The organism is Pseudomonas sp. FW300-N2F2, from assembly GCF_017351655.1.
GTDB classification, from domain to species: domain Bacteria; phylum Pseudomonadota; class Gammaproteobacteria; order Pseudomonadales; family Pseudomonadaceae; genus Aquipseudomonas; species Aquipseudomonas fluorescens_AA.
Map to the genome: position 1 here is coordinate 256,147 of NZ_JACNDQ010000002.1, position 14,385 is coordinate 270,531.

Annotated in this window: 14 protein-coding genes; 8 read left to right on the forward strand and 6 right to left on the reverse strand. The window is 59.6% G+C overall.

The annotated features are described in order from the left end of the window. Positions 1–128: 128 nt before the first annotated feature. Both hyi and gcl read right to left on the reverse strand, forming a co-directional pair. Entirely contained in the window at positions 129–911 is a 783-nt protein-coding gene (gene hyi, locus J4E63_RS15815; RefSeq protein WP_063324834.1) for a hydroxypyruvate isomerase, read from the reverse strand. Positions 912–1,047: 136 nt separating this feature from the next. Further along, on the reverse strand, positions 1,048–2,823 hold the full coding sequence (gcl, locus tag J4E63_RS15820; protein ID WP_207282622.1) for a glyoxylate carboligase: 1,776 nt from the start codon (positions 2,821–2,823) through the stop codon (positions 1,048–1,050). Between the two features lie 267 nt (positions 2,824–3,090). Between gcl and J4E63_RS15825 the strand changes: the two genes are divergently transcribed. Next, complete coding sequence (locus J4E63_RS15825) at positions 3,091–3,531, forward strand: heme-binding protein (protein WP_207282623.1); 441 nt, start codon at positions 3,091–3,093, stop codon at positions 3,529–3,531. 208 nt (positions 3,532–3,739) lie between these two features. Further along, positions 3,740–4,198 carry an REP-associated tyrosine transposase gene (locus J4E63_RS15830; protein WP_207282624.1) on the forward strand — a complete coding sequence of 153 codons (459 nt, stop codon included), beginning with the start codon at positions 3,740–3,742 and terminating at the stop codon, positions 4,196–4,198. A 99-nt stretch (positions 4,199–4,297) separates the two neighbouring features. Here the strand turns inward: J4E63_RS15830 and J4E63_RS15835 are convergent, their stop codons facing one another. Next, positions 4,298–4,903, reverse strand: a complete 606-nt coding sequence (locus J4E63_RS15835) for a TetR/AcrR family transcriptional regulator (protein WP_014339596.1) — start codon at positions 4,901–4,903, stop codon at positions 4,298–4,300. 132 nt (positions 4,904–5,035) lie between these two features. On the opposite strand from J4E63_RS15835, the gene J4E63_RS15840 reads away from it, so the two are divergent. Next, on the forward strand, positions 5,036–5,950 hold the full coding sequence (locus tag J4E63_RS15840; RefSeq protein WP_207282625.1) for a DUF808 domain-containing protein: 915 nt from the start codon (positions 5,036–5,038) through the stop codon (positions 5,948–5,950). Between the two features lie 133 nt (positions 5,951–6,083). Here J4E63_RS15840 and J4E63_RS15845 read toward each other — a convergent pair whose 3' ends face one another. After that, positions 6,084–6,872 (reverse strand): VacJ family lipoprotein, encoded by a 789-nt coding sequence (locus J4E63_RS15845; RefSeq protein WP_092170930.1) that lies wholly within the window; start codon positions 6,870–6,872, stop codon positions 6,084–6,086. Further along, positions 6,865–8,163 carry a serine/threonine protein kinase gene (locus J4E63_RS15850; RefSeq protein WP_060741153.1) on the reverse strand — a complete coding sequence of 433 codons (1,299 nt, stop codon included), beginning with the start codon at positions 8,161–8,163 and terminating at the stop codon, positions 6,865–6,867. The genes J4E63_RS15845 and J4E63_RS15850 overlap by 8 nt, the downstream gene beginning before the upstream one ends. A gap of 424 nt (positions 8,164–8,587) precedes the next feature. Between J4E63_RS15850 and J4E63_RS15855 the strand changes: the two genes are divergently transcribed. From J4E63_RS15855 to J4E63_RS15865, 3 genes are all read left to right on the forward strand, one after another. Beyond that, positions 8,588–9,442, forward strand: a complete 855-nt coding sequence (locus tag J4E63_RS15855) for a glycine betaine ABC transporter substrate-binding protein (RefSeq protein ID WP_207282626.1) — start codon at positions 8,588–8,590, stop codon at positions 9,440–9,442. Positions 9,443–9,758: 316 nt separating this feature from the next. Next, complete coding sequence (locus J4E63_RS15860) at positions 9,759–10,070, forward strand: DUF485 domain-containing protein (protein WP_072406462.1); 312 nt, start codon at positions 9,759–9,761, stop codon at positions 10,068–10,070. Continuing rightward, entirely contained in the window at positions 10,067–11,725 is a 1,659-nt protein-coding gene (locus J4E63_RS15865; RefSeq protein ID WP_060741156.1) for a cation acetate symporter, read from the forward strand. The genes J4E63_RS15860 and J4E63_RS15865 overlap by 4 nt, the downstream gene beginning before the upstream one ends. Before the next feature lie 265 nt (positions 11,726–11,990). Here the strand turns inward: J4E63_RS15865 and gltA are convergent, their stop codons facing one another. Beyond that, entirely contained in the window at positions 11,991–13,280 is a 1,290-nt protein-coding gene (gltA, locus tag J4E63_RS15870) for a citrate synthase (RefSeq protein WP_207282627.1), read from the reverse strand. Positions 13,281–13,645: 365 nt separating this feature from the next. Between gltA and sdhC the strand changes: the two genes are divergently transcribed. Next, a complete protein-coding gene (sdhC, locus tag J4E63_RS15875) occupies positions 13,646–14,020 on the forward strand; it encodes a succinate dehydrogenase, cytochrome b556 subunit (RefSeq protein WP_003179220.1) in 375 nt (124 codons plus the stop codon). After that, complete coding sequence (gene sdhD / locus J4E63_RS15880; RefSeq protein ID WP_003204438.1) at positions 14,014–14,382, forward strand: succinate dehydrogenase, hydrophobic membrane anchor protein; 369 nt, start codon at positions 14,014–14,016, stop codon at positions 14,380–14,382. The genes sdhC and sdhD overlap by 7 nt, the downstream gene beginning before the upstream one ends. The last annotated feature ends 3 nt before the right edge of the window (positions 14,383–14,385 follow it).

A 14,385-nucleotide genomic window follows, 5' to 3' on the forward strand; every position in this document is an offset into this window, starting at 1 on the left:
ATCTGTGGCGAGGGAGCTTGCTCCCGCTGGGTCGCGAAGCGGCCCCAGAAATCGTGCCGGGTGAAACCATGCGTCTGCTTCGCAGCCGAGCGGGAGCAAGCTCCCTCGCCACAAAAGCTCGCGCGGGATCAGATCGCGTTATGGGTTTTCAGCCAGCCCAGGCCTGCTTCGGTGGTGGTCAGCGGCTTGTATTCACAGCCGACCCAACCCTGGTAGCCGATGCGGTCCAGGTGTTCGAACAGGAAGCGGTAGTTGATTTCCCCCGTGCCCGGCTCGTTGCGGCCCGGGTTGTCCGCCAGTTGCACATGGTTGATCTCGCCCAGGTGCGCCGACAGGGTCCGGGCCAGGTCACCTTCCATGATCTGCATGTGGTAGATGTCGTATTGCAGGAACAGGTTGGCGCTGCCCACCTGCTCCCGGATCGACAAGGCCTGGGCGGTGTTGTTCAGGTAGAAGCCAGGAATGTCGCGGGTATTGATGGCTTCCATCACCAGCTTGATGCCTTTGGCCTGCAACTTCTCGGCGGCGTATTTCAGGTTGGCGACGAAGGTTTTCTCCACCAGGGTTTCACTGCAGTTCTGCGGACGAATCCCCGACAGGCAGTTGACCTGCGTGTTGCCCAGCACCTGGGCATAGGCGATGGCCAGGTCGACACCGGCGCGGAACTCCTCGACCCGGTCCGGCAGGCAGGCAATGCCGCGCTCGCCCTTGGCCCAGTCGCCGGCCGGCAGGTTGAACAGCACTTGGGTCAGGCCGTGGGCGTCGAGCAAGGCCTTGAGTTCGGCGGAGCTGTAGTCATAGGGGAACAGGTATTCGACACCACTGAAGCCGGCCTTGGCGGCGGCTTCGAAACGGGCGAGGAAATCCTGCTCGGTGAACAGCATGGACAGGTTGGCGGCGAAACGCGGCATGGTGGTCTCCTGTGAGTATTTATCAGGCCCCCTGTGGGAGCGAGCTTGCTCGCGATAGCGGTGTGTCTGCTTGCATCCAGGTTGAATGTAGCGCCGTCATCGCGAGCAAGCTCGCTCCCACAGGGACGCCGGTCGGTCAGTCGAGCAACGAAATGGCGGTCGGTGCATCGTTGCCCACAAGCGCCAAGTCTTCAAACTCATTGACGGCATTGATCTCGGTGCCCATGGAAATGTTGGTCACCCGCTCCAGGATGATCTCGACGATCACCGGCACCTTGAACTCCTCGATCATCGCTTGGGCCTGGCGCAGCGCCGGTTGGATACCAGCCGGTTCGAACACCCGCAGCGCCTTGCACCCCAGTCCCTCGGCCACGGCAACGTGGTCCACGCCATAGCCGTTGAGTTCCGGGGCGTTGAGGTTGTCGAAGGACAGTTGCACGCAATAGTCCATGTCGAACCCGCGCTGGGCCTGGCGAATCAGGCCCAGGTAGGAATTGTTCACCACCACATGGATGTAGGGCAGCTTGAACTGCGCCCCCACCGCCAGCTCTTCGATCATGAACTGGAAATCATAGTCGCCCGACAGCGCCACGACCTTGCGGCTCGGATCGGCCTTGACCACCCCCAGCGCCGCCGGAATGGTCCAGCCCAAGGGGCCGGCCTGGCCGCAGTTGATCCAGTGGCGTGGCTTGTAGACGTGGAGGAACTGCGCCCCGGCGATCTGCGACAGGCCGATGGTGCTGACGTAGCAGGTGTCCTTGCCGAACACCTGGTTCATTTCTTCGTACACCCGCTGTGGCTTGACCGGCACGTTGTCGAAGTGAGTCTTGCGCTGCAGGCTGGCCTTGCGTTGCTGGCAGTCCTGCAGCCAGGCGCTACGGTTTTTCAGCTTGCCGGCGGCTTGCCATTCGCGGGCCACTTCGATGAACACCGTCAAGGCCGAGGCGGCGTCGGAAACGATGCCCAGGTCAGGGGTGAAGACGCGGCCGATCTGGGTCGGCTCGATGTCCACATGAATAAACGTGCGGCCTTCGGTGTAGACGTCCACCGAACCGGTGTGACGGTTGGCCCAGCGGTTACCGACGCCCAGCACCACGTCCGACTTGAGCAAGGTCGCATTGCCGTAGCGGTGAGACGTTTGCAGACCGACCATGCCGACCATCTGCGGATGATCGTCGGGAATGGTGCCCCAGCCCATCAAGGTGGGGATGACCGGGATACCGGTCAGTTCGGCGAACTCCACCAGCAGGTCGCTGGCATCGGCGTTGATGATGCCGCCGCCGGCCACCAGCAATGGACGCTCAGCCTGATTGAGCATCGCCAGGGCTTTCTCGATCTGCACGCGGTTGGCCGCGGGTTTGGCCAGCGGCAGCGGTTGATAGGCCTCGATGTCGAACTCGATCTCGGCCATCTGTACGTCGAACGGCAGGTCGATCAGCACCGGGCCCGGGCGGCCGGAGCGCATTTCGAAGAACGCCTTCTGGAAGGCATACGGCACCTGGCCCGGCTCCAGCACGGTGGTTGCCCACTTGGTCACGGGTTTGACGATGCTGGTGATATCCACAGCCTGAAAGTCTTCCTTGTGCATACGGGCGCGGGGGGCTTGCCCGGTGATGCACAGAATCGGGATCGAATCGGCCGAAGCGCTGTAGAGCCCGGTCACCATATCGGTGCCGGCCGGGCCCGAAGTGCCGATGCATACACCGATATTGCCGGCCTTGGTCCGGGTGTAACCCTCGGCCATGTGCGAGGCGCCTTCAACGTGGCGAGCGAGGACATGATCGATGCCACCCACCTTCTGCAGGGCGGAGTACAGCGGGTTGATCGCGGCACCCGGGATGCCGAAGGCCGTGTCCACGCCTTCACGGCGCATCACCAGAACGGCGGCTTCGATTGCTCTCATTTTGCTCATGGTTTTGTGCCTCTTACGTTTTGTAATTGTATACAAGTGGCTTTGTGCAGAGTGTATTCATGGCGCACGACGCAGGTCAATCCATTTCCTCAAGCGCCTGTTTCATTCGTCGGAAGGCCAGGTTTTGCTGCTGTTCTTCATCGATTCAGGCGATTTGTGAAAATTATTGTATACAAAAATATATGGTGTTGTGTTCTATTTGTGAGGTTCGGTTTTTCTGAAAGTGAAGCCGCAAGGCTTTTCCATAACAAAAGAAGGACAGCACCTATGAGCGTTCTAACCTTGAAAATCGCCGTCAACCTGGCCGGGCAAGCCCTTGCCGCCGGTCGTGAAATCAGCGCTGCGCCCTTGACCGTCGCGGTCCTGGACAGTGGCGGACACCTGATTGCCTTGCAGCGCGAAGACGGCGCCAGCCTGCTTCGCCCGCAGATCGCCATCGGCAAGGCCTGGGGCGCCATCGCCCTGGGCAAGGGCTCGCGTCTGCTCGCCCAGGACGCCCAACAACGCCCGGCGTTCTTTGCCGCCTTGAATGGGTTAGGGCAGGGCAACGTCGTACCGGCCCCAGGTGGGGTATTGATCAGGGATCAGGACGGCAGGGTGCTGGGGGCGATGGGTGTCAGTGGTGATGTTTCGGATGTGGATGAGCAGGTGGCGGTCAGGGCGGTGGAGGCGTTGCAGTTGAGGGCGGATGTGGGGGTGGTTTCTTGATTTTGTGGTGAATGGACTGGCGCCATCGCGAGCAAGCTCGCTCCGAGGGGGGATGAAGGACACAAAATGTTCGAACACTGCAAAGCCCTGTGGGAGCGGGCTTGCTCGCGAAAGCAATCGTCCAGACACATCAAGCTAAAAGTCTGACCCTGATTTTTGCATCCCGCCGCTAGCCTTTCAGGACTTCACTAAGAAAGGAGGCTATGGAATGCCAGCATACTCAGCTTCGCACCGTCTGCGTATCGGTCGCTATGCGGAGCAAAACCGCATCTACCTACTGACAGCCAACACGCTGAAGCGCGAGCCTGTCTTCAAAGACTATGGCTTGGGTAGGATAGTTATCCGTCAGTTCAGGCAGATACAAGAGCAAGGCTTTGCAGACTCCCTGGCCTTTGTCGTCATGCCTGATCATTTTCATTGGTTGATTCAACTGCATCAGGGGTCTTTGGGGCAGTTGATGTGTCAGATGAAATCTGTAAGTGCCCAGGCAGTCAATGAGGCGGACAACAGGGTTGGTAGCCTATGGCAGCAGGGCTACCATGACCGCGCTTTGCGCAGGGAAGACAATTTGATCAAGCTCGCTCGCTATGTTGTCGCCAACCCGCTGCGGGCACGTTTAGTGAAACGACTTGGCGATTATCCACTGTGGGATGCTATCTGGGTTTGACTTGACATCGAGTTGCCCCCTTCGCGAGCAAGCCCGCTCCCACAGGGGATTTGCGGTGTTCACACAGTTTGTGCTCGTCATCGAACCAGTGTCGGGCTATCAGTCTGGCTCACACCCCTTCAACACCAACCGAATGATCGTCTGCGCCGCCGCTTCGTAATCCGCTTCATCCAGCTTCGCCTTGCCGGTCACGGCGCTGATCTGCCAGTCGAAATCGGCATAGGTCTGGGTGGCGGCCCAGATGCTGAACATCAGGTGGTTGGGGTCGATGGGGGCGATCTGGCCGCGATCGATCCAGGTCTGGATGCAGTCGATGTTGTGCCGGGCCTGGGCGTTGAGTTGTTCCACCAGATCGGGGCTCAGGTGGGGGGCGCCGTGCATGATTTCGCTGGCGAAGACTTTCGAGGCGAAGGGCAGGTCGCGGGAGATGCGGATCTTGGAGCGGATGTAATGGCTCAGCACCTCGCCGGGCACGCCGTCGGCATTGAACGGTGTCGAGGCCTGGAGAATCGGCTCGATGATGCTTTCCAGCACCTCGCGGTAGAGGTTTTCCTTGGATTTGAAGTAGTAGTAGACGTTGGGTTTGGGCAGGCCGGCCTTGGCCGCGATGTCGCTGGTCTTGGTCGCGGCGAAGCCCTTGTCGGCAAATTCTTCGCTGGCGGCACGCAGGATCAATTCTTTGTTGCGCTCGCGGATTGTGCTCATAAACCCAGGGGTTCCTTGCCTGTTCTGGCGGTGGCGCATGGTAGCACCGGCTTCGCGCGGCGCTCAAGAATGCCCCAAGGCGCCGCGGCTCGCGGTATGCTGCGCGGCATTATTATTCAAGGAGCCCCCTCCATGGCTGGAAGCAGTTTGCTGGTACTGATCGACGACATCGCCACCGTGCTCGACGATGTCGCACTGATGACCAAGATGGCCGCCAAGAAAACCGCCGGCGTGCTCGGCGATGACCTGGCGCTCAATGCCCAGCAAGTGTCGGGTGTGCGTGCCGAGCGGGAACTGCCAGTGGTGTGGGCGGTGGCCAAGGGGTCGTTCATCAATAAATTGATCCTGGTGCCGTCGGCGCTGGCGATCAGCGCCTTCGTTCCTTGGTTGGTGACGCCCTTGTTGATGGTGGGCGGCGCCTATTTGTGTTTCGAAGGGTTCGAAAAACTCGCCCACAAGTTCCTTCACAGCAAGGCCGAGGACCAGGCCGAACATGCGCAACTGGTCGAGGCGGTGGCGGATCCGGCGGTCGATCTGGTGGCCTTTGAAAAGGACAAGATCAAGGGCGCGGTACGCACCGACTTCATTCTCTCGGCCGAAATCATCGCCATCACCCTCGGCACCGTCGCTGATGCACCGCTGACCCAGCAGGTGATCGTCCTGTCGGGCATCGCCATCGTCATGACCGTTGGCGTCTATGGTCTGGTGGCCGGGATCGTCAAGCTCGATGACCTGGGACTCTGGTTGACGCAGAAGCCGGGCCAGGCCGCCAAAAGCATCGGCGGTGCGATCCTGAGGGCGGCACCCTACATGATGAAAAGCCTGTCGGTGATCGGCACTGCGGCCATGTTCCTGGTGGGCGGTGGCATCCTGACCCATGGTGTGCCAGTGGTGCATCACTGGATCGAAGGCGTGGCAGCCAGTGCCGGTGGTGCCGGGTTTATCGTGCCGACGTTGCTCAATGCCGTGGCCGGGATCGTTGCTGGGGCGGCGGTGTTGGCGGGGGTGATGGTGGTCGGCAAGGTCTGGAAAACGCTGAAAGGCTAAGACCTGGCAACCCATAACAACTGTGGGAGCGAGCTTGCTCGCGATAGCGGTCTGTCAGACAACATCAAGGTTGAATGTCAGGCCCTCATCGCGAGCAAGCTCGCTCCCACAGTGGGTTTGGGGTGGTCGAAAGTTACTCGGCGATCTGCAACTTGCGCGACTCGGTGTACACGTACCGCACCTTTTCATACTCGAACGGCGTGTTCAGTTGGCCATAGCGGAAGCTGGTCTGGTAGCGCCTGTCCACGCCGCGCAGGAGTAGTAACTCCGGGTGGTTGGAGCTGACTTCGGCGACGTTGAGGAAGTTGATCGCCGATTCGGCCGTGTAGTCCACCAGCAGGCCCGAGGTGTCGCGCAGGTTCGACGGGCCGAAGATCGGCAGTACGAAATACGCGCCGCCTGGCACGCCATAGAAGCCGAGGGTCTGGCCGAAGTCTTCGCTCTGGCGCGGCAGGCCCATGGCGGTGGCCGGGTCCCACAGGCCGGCGATGCCCACGGTGGTGTTGAGCAGCAGCCGCGCCGTGGTTTCCATCGAACGCTTGCCCTTGAACTGCAGCAGGCTGTTCATCAGGTTCGGCACGTCCCCCAGGTTGTTGAAGAAATTGCTGACCCCGGTGCGCACGAAGCCAGGGGTAATGTAGCGATAGCCATCGACGACGGGCAGGAAGACCCATTGGTCGAAGCGGTAGTTGAAGTGATAGACCCGGCGGTTCCAGGATTCCAGCGGGTCATAGACGTTCAACGCGTTGAGGGTCGAGCGCTCGAACTCGCGCTGGTCCAGCCCCGGGTTGAACTTGAGTTTGGTCAGCGGCTCCTTGAAACCGTCCGAATCCACCACCACAGGCGCATTGGCTTTGCTGTTGTCGGCGTGGACCATGCCCGCACTCATTAACGCAGCGATAAGCAGCAGATATTTAGCCACGGAAAAACTCCAGCATGGCGTCGCTGTTGACGCGGTAGTTAAGGTTGCCGCAGTGGCCGCCCAGCGGATAAACCGTCAGGCGATCGCCAAAGGTCTTGCGCAGGAAGCCCAGGTCGCCCGGGCCGAGAATGACGTCGTCGGCATTGTGCATGACGGCAATCTTCGGGCTGTCGTGCAGGTAATCCTTCAGCGCGTACAGGCTGACCTGGTCGACCAGTTGCAGCAGGCTGCCGCCGTCGGTGCGCGCGCGCCACATCGGGATCACCTGCTCGGTGAGGTAACAATCGAAATCGCATTGCAGCGCACGCTTGAGGAACGGCGTCAGGCTGGTGCTTTCGGTGATCGGGAACTTGGGTGGGATGATCAGGCCGCGACGGTTGATCAGGTCCGAGGTGAACGCGATGTCGGCTGCCGAGAAACGGAACGAGGTGCCGATCAACATCGCCATCTGTTCATTGCTCAAGTGCTGCTTGGACTGTTGGAAGTCGTAGAGCAGGGCGTCGTTGAGGTCGATGTAGCCTTTTTGCTGGAAGTAACGGGTCAGCTTGTTCAGTACCAGTTCATAGAAGGTCGTGGTGCTGTTGATGCCCTTGACCTCGGTCTGGACCAGTTTGTCCAGGTTGGTGATCGAGGTATAGAGGTTCACCGGCGGGTTCAGCAGCAGCACTTTCTTGAAATTGAAGCTGCGTCGGGTTTCGTCCAGGTGGGCGACAAAGGCCGCATCCAGGGCGCCGAGGCTGTAGCCGGTCAGGTAGTACTCGGTCACCGGCAGCTTGGGGTTCTGCGCGCGCACGGCCTGCATCACCCGGTACATGTCCTCGGCGTCTTCCTTGGAAATTCCCGGCGTGGCAAAGCGCGAAGCGGCACTCATGAAGTCGAAGCTGGTGGGCGAAGACAACTGCACCACGTGGTAGCCGGCCTTGTAGTAGAGGCGCTTGAGGTATTCGTTGAGGGTGCTGTCGTAGCGCGCACCGGTGCCGGCGATCAGGAAGATCAGCGGCGCGGGCTTGTCCTGGGTGGCCATGCGGTAGGTGAGGCTTTTTACCGGCCAGAAGTTGTCCGGCAGGATGAACTCGCGTTCCGGGCGCAGGGTCAGGCTGTGGTCCGCCTGATTGATGTCTTCGATCAGCGGCAGCTCCGGACGCAGGTCCGGCGGCGTGGTGGCGATGGTCGCCTCGAACGGGTTGGTCAAGGGGTAGCCATAGCTGGCGGCGTCAATATCTGCCGCCAGCGCGGACGCACTCAGGATAAGGCCGCCGAGGAGGGCAGCGAAGCGCAAGGAACGGAGCATGACTGGATCCCTTAGAGGAAGGTGCCGAATGAAGTTCGCAGCCTATGACCACCGAAGCGGAGCCAAGTGCCATGATGGGCACAAAACAGGCACGGACGGGGCGCGATAGTAGCGGGACGATACACGGTCATACGCAGTGGCGGCTAGTTATCTGGCATTTACCGGATTTGACCTGCAAATCTCACGTGTGAGGAGGCGCCAATTGCCTGGAAACAGTAGCTGGCGTTCTGATGTCGTTTCTCGTTGCTTCGACGTCGCAGACAGAGCAGGTTCCGCAGCGTCACAGGTTGATGATCGATCCTGTCAGTACTCCACTGGCGTTCAGACCGGTTTGAGGGCGAGCGTGATGGGGGCGCTGAGCATCATAACTATACGTTGACGCCGCCCGGCATCCGTCGGGCGCAGCACTTTCGGGGAAGTAACGATGAAGATGCGACGACTCTTGGGCGCAGGTGCCGCACTGGTACTGGCCATCAGTTCCACCTTGGCCAACGCCGAAACCAAAACCCTGAGCATCGGTTACGTTGACGGCTGGTCCGACAGCGTCGCGACCACCCACGTGGCCGCCGAAGTGATCAAGCAAAAACTCGGTTATGACGTGAAGCTGCAAGCGGTCGCGACCGGGATCATGTGGCAAGGCGTGGCCACCGGCAAACTCGACGCGATGCTCTCGGCCTGGCTGCCGGTGACTCACGGCGACTATTGGACCAAGAACAAGGACTTGGTGGTCGATTACGGCCCCAACTTCAAGGACGCAAAAATCGGCCTGATCGTGCCGGAGTACGTCAAGGCCAAGTCGCTCGAGGATCTCAAGACCGACGACTCCTTCAAGAAGCGCATCGTCGGCATCGACGCCGGTTCAGGCGTGATGCTCAAGACCGAACAGGCAATCAAGGATTACGACCTGACCGGTTATCAACTCAAGGCCAGTTCCGGCGCCGGCATGATCGCCGAGCTGACCCGTGCCGAGAAGAAAAACGAATCCATCGCGGTCACCGGTTGGGTACCGCACTGGATGTTCGCCAAGTGGAAACTGCGCTTCCTGGAAGACCCGAAAGGCGTCTACGGCGCGGCTGAGACTGTAAACAGCATCGGCAGCAAGGAACTGGGCACCAAGGCCCCGGAAGTGGCCGAGTTCCTGAAGAAATTCCAGTGGGCGTCGAAAGACGAGATCGGCGAAGTCATGCTGGCGATCCAGGAAGGCGCCAAGCCGGACGCCGCTGCCAAGGACTGGGTCGCCAAGCACCCGGACCGCGTGAAGGAGTGGACCGGCAAGTAATCAACCTGATTTAGCTGGTTCGCGAAGCCGCATGACGTTGTGTCATGCGGTTTTTTTGTGCCTGCAATTTTTCGATTGGCTCCGGTCTCCTGTGGGAGCGAGCTTGCTCGCGATAGCGATGTGTCTGCTTGCATCCATGTTGAATGTGGCGCCGTCATCGCGAGCAAGCTCGCTCCCACAGGGGGGATTACGAATAATGTGCGGAAAACTGGCAAAACCGTCATGTCGTTCTAATACTAAGGTCGTCTGGAACCTGGCCTTGAGCCGCATAGAGTAGGGTTGTTCCAATTAAATCTGTGCTGCGAGGATAAAAACAATGAACGACAGCATTTACCTCTCGATTCAAAACAGCCCGCGCTTCAAGGAGCTGGTGAGAAAAAGGGAAAAGTTCGCCTGGATTCTCTCGGCGATCATGCTTGGGCTGTATTCCGGCTTCATTCTTCTGATCGCCTACGGGCCGCACATTCTCGGGGCCAAGATCACGCCTGAGTCCACCATCACCTGGGGTATTCCTATCGGTGTCGGCCTGATTCTCTCGGCCTTCGTCCTGACCGGTATCTACGTGCGACGTGCCAACGGCGAGTTCGACGACCTGAACAATGCGATTCTCAAGGAGGCTCAGCAATGATCCGGCGTCTACTGGCTCTATTGAGCATCGCAGCGTTCGCACCAGGCGCCTGGGCGGCTGACGCCCTGACCGGTGCCGTGCAGAAACAACCCCTCAACGTCGCGGCTATCCTGATGTTCGTGGCCTTCGTCGGCGCGACTTTGTATATCACCTACTGGGCGTCCAAGAAAAACAACTCGGCGGCCGACTACTATGCGGCCGGCGGCAAGATCACCGGCTTCCAGAACGGCCTGGCAATCGCGGGCGACTACATGTCGGCGGCGTCCTTCCTGGGCATTTCCGCGCTGGTGTTCACGTCCGGGTATGACGGCCTGATCTACTCCATCGGCTTCCTGGTGGGCTGGCCGATCATCCTGTTCCTGATCGCCGAGCGCCTGCGTAACCTGGGTAAATACACGTTTGCCGATGTGGCGTCCTATCGCCTGGGCCAAACCCAGATCCGTACCTTGTCTGCCAGCGGTTCGTTGGTGGTGGTGGCGTTCTACCTGATCGCGCAAATGGTCGGTGCCGGCAAGCTGATCCAACTGCTGTTCGGCCTGGACTACCACGTTGCGGTGATCCTGGTGGGTATCCTGATGTGCCTCTATGTGCTGTTCGGCGGCATGCTGGCCACCACATGGGTGCAGATCATCAAGGCGGTCTTGCTGCTGTCGGGTGCTTCGTTCATGGCGTTGATGGTCATGAAGCACGTCAACTTCGACTTCAACATGCTGTTTGCCGAAGCGGTGAAGGTTCACCCTAAAGGCGAGGCGATCATGAGCCCCGGCGGCCTGGTGAAGGATCCGATCTCGGCCTTCTCCCTGGGTCTGGCGCTGATGTTCGGTACCGCTGGCCTGCCGCACATCCTGATGCGCTTCTTCACCGTGAGCGACGCCAAGGAAGCGCGCAAGAGCGTACTGTATGCCACCGGCTTCATCGGTTACTTCTACATCCTGACCTTCATCATCGGCTTCGGCGCGATCCTGCTGGTCAGCACCAACCCGGCCTTCAAGGACGCGGCAGGTGCCTTGCTGGGCGGTAACAACATGGCGGCGGTGCACCTGGCCAACGCCGTGGGCGGCAGCATCTTCCTGGGCTTCATCTCGGCGGTAGCCTTTGCCACCATCCTGGCGGTAGTGGCGGGCCTGACCCTGGCCGGTGCCTCGGCGGTGTCCCATGACCTGTATGCCAGCGTGATCAAGAAAGGCAAGGCCAACGAGAAGGACGAGATTCGCGTCTCGAAAATCACCACCATCGCCCTGGCGGTGCTGGCGATCGGCCTGGGTATCCTGTTCGAGAAGCAGAACATCGCGTTCATGGTGGGCCTGGCGTTCTCCATCGCGGCGAGCTGCAACTTCCCGGTACTGCTGCTTTCGATGTACTGGAAGAAGCTGACCACTCGTGGCGCCATGATTGGCGGCTGGCTGGGCCTGGTCAGTGCCGTGGGCCTGATGATCCTCGGCCCGACCATCTGGGTACAGATCATGGGTCACGAGAAGGCGATCTTCCCGTATGAATACCCGGCGCTGTTCTCGATGGCCATTGCCTTCGTCGGCATCTGGTTCTTCTCCATCACCGACAAGTCGGCTGAAGGCGCAAACGAACGGGCGCTGTTCTTCCCGCAGTTCGTGCGTTCGCAGACTGGCCTGGGGGCGAGTGGGGCGGTTAACCATTGATGTAGCGATAAGAGCTTGAAGAAATACCCCGGTCGAGAGGCCGGGGTATTTTTTTGTGCCGGGTTTAAGGGGGGCAGGGCTGCCGTCATCGCGAGCAAGCTCGCTCCCACAGGGGATTGGGTTCCAGTGTGGGAGCGAGCTTGCTCGCGATGGCGCCAGTCCGGCCGCCACTGCATAAAAAGAGGCACAAACAAAACAGCCCCCGCTCTTATATAAGAAGCGGGGGCTGTTTCAATGCAGCTTGGGACCTATTGCAAGGCAGGTCTTACTTGCGGTCTTCCAGCTGGGTGATGTCACGCGACTCGTAGCCGGTGTACAGCTGGCGCGGACGGCCGATCTTGTACGGGCTGGAGAGCATTTCCTTCCAGTGGGAGATCCAGCCGACGGTCCGCGCCAGGGCGAAGATCACGGTGAACATGCTGGTTGGAATGCCGATCGCCTTGAGGATGATCCCCGAGTAGAAGTCGACGTTCGGGTACAGCGAGCGCTCGATGAAGTACGGGTCGGTCAGGGCGATCTCTTCCAGGCGCATGGCCAGTTTGAGTTGCGGATCGTTCTTGATCCCCAGTTCCTTGAGCACTTCGTCGCAGGTCTGCTTCATCACGGTGGCGCGCGGGTCGCGGTTCTTGTAGACCCGGTGACCGAAGCCCATCAGCTTGAACGGATCGTTCTTGTCCTTGGCCTTGGCGATGAACTTGTCGATGTTCGAGACATCGCCGATTTCATCGAGCATGGTCAGCACCGCTTCGTTCGCACCGCCGTGGGCAGGGCCCCAGAGTGCGGCGATACCGGCGGCGATACAGGCGAACGGGTTGGCGCCCGAAGAGCCGGCCAGGCGTACGGTGGATGTGGAGGCGTTCTGCTCGTGGTCGGCATGGAGGATGAAGATCCGGTCCATGGCCTTGGCGAGCACCGGGCTGATCGGTTTGATCTCGCACGGGGTGTTGAACATCATATGCAGGAAGTTCTCTGCATAGGTCAGGTCGTTGCGCGGGTACATCATGGGCTGGCCCATGGAGTACTTGTAGACCATGGCTGCCAGGGTCGGCATCTTCGCCACCAGGCGGATCGCGGAAATTTCGCGATGCTGAGGGTTATTGATGTCCAGGGAGTCGTGGTAGAAGGCCGAGAGAGCGCCGACAACGCCGCACATGACGGCCATCGGGTGGGCATCGCGACGGAAGCCGTTGAAGAAGGTCTTCAACTGCTCGTGAACCATGGTGTGGTTCTTCACGGTGCTGACGAACTGGGCCTTTTGCTCTGCGGTCGGCAGCTCGCCGTTGAGCAGCAGGTAGCAGGTTTCCAGGTAGTCCGATTTTTCAGCCAGTTGCTCGATCGGGTAGCCGCGGTGCAGCAGGATGCCGTTGTCGCCGTCGATGTAGGTGATTTTCGACTCGCACGAGGCGGTCGACATGAAACCTGGGTCAAAGGTGAAACGGCCCGTGGCCGTCAGGCCCCGTACGTCGATTACATCGGGACCAACGGTGCCGGTTAAAATGGGCAGCTCGACGGGGGCTGCGCCCTCGATGATCAACTGCGCTTTTTTGTCAGCCATGTGGCCTCCTATTAATGCTTGAAATCATCAGACAGACCCCCCACGCAGGGCCCGCACCACTATAGTGAGATAAATCCGAAAGTCAATTTGCCTAAAGTCTTGCTCCAGAAGGCTTTAACCGCACTTTTTCCGCGAAATTACCTGCCGTTTACGCCTTTTGCGCCATATGTGCAATGCGCTATTAGGGGAAGGTGAACGCGTTGTCATTAGTAGCCTAACTGTCTATACTCGGCCACCGACCGCCAGGGGCTTTTGGGCCTGCTTTCTTGGGGGTCGTCACTCCCTGGGTGGTGAGTACCTGACCAGTGCGCGCCCCAACAACTTTGCCCTGATTGTTAGGGGCTCTTCAGTGTGAAAAAAAAGCCGTGAAAAGCCAACGACCTGTAAACCTAGACCTAAGGACCATCAAACTCCCAGTCACTGCTTACACGTCCATTCTTCACCGTATTTCCGGTGTCATCCTCTTCGTCAGCCTGGCCATCATGCTTTATGCATTGGACAAGTCGCTCGATTCGGAAGAAGGCTTCGGTCAGGTGAAAGCGTGTCTGACCAGTCCGCTAGCCAAGCTAGTGATTTGGGGCATCCTGTCCGCCTTGCTGTATCACTTGGTCGCCGGTGTGCGCCACTTGATCATGGACATGGGCATCGGTGAGACGCTGGAAGGCGGCAAGCTGGGCTCGAAAATCATTATCGCCGTGTCTGCGGTGCTGATCGTTCTGGCAGGAGTCTGGATATGGTAACCAACGTCACGAACCTTTCGCGTTCGGGCCTCTACGACTGGATGGCCCAGCGTGTGTCTGCGGTCGTTCTCGCGGCTTACTTCATTTTCCTGATCGGATATGTCGTGGCAAACCCAGGCCTGGGCTATGCCCAATGGCATGAACTGTTCGCAAACAACTGGATGCGTATCTTCAGTCTGCTGGCACTTGTCGCACTGGGCGCTCACGCCTGGGTCGGCATGTGGACCATCGCGACCGACTACCTGACGCCCATGGCGTTCGGCAAGTCGGCGACTGCCGTACGTTTCCTTTTCCAGGCAGTATGCGGCGTTGCGATGTTCGCTTACTTCGTCTGGGGTGTGCAGATTCTCTGGGGTATCTGATCC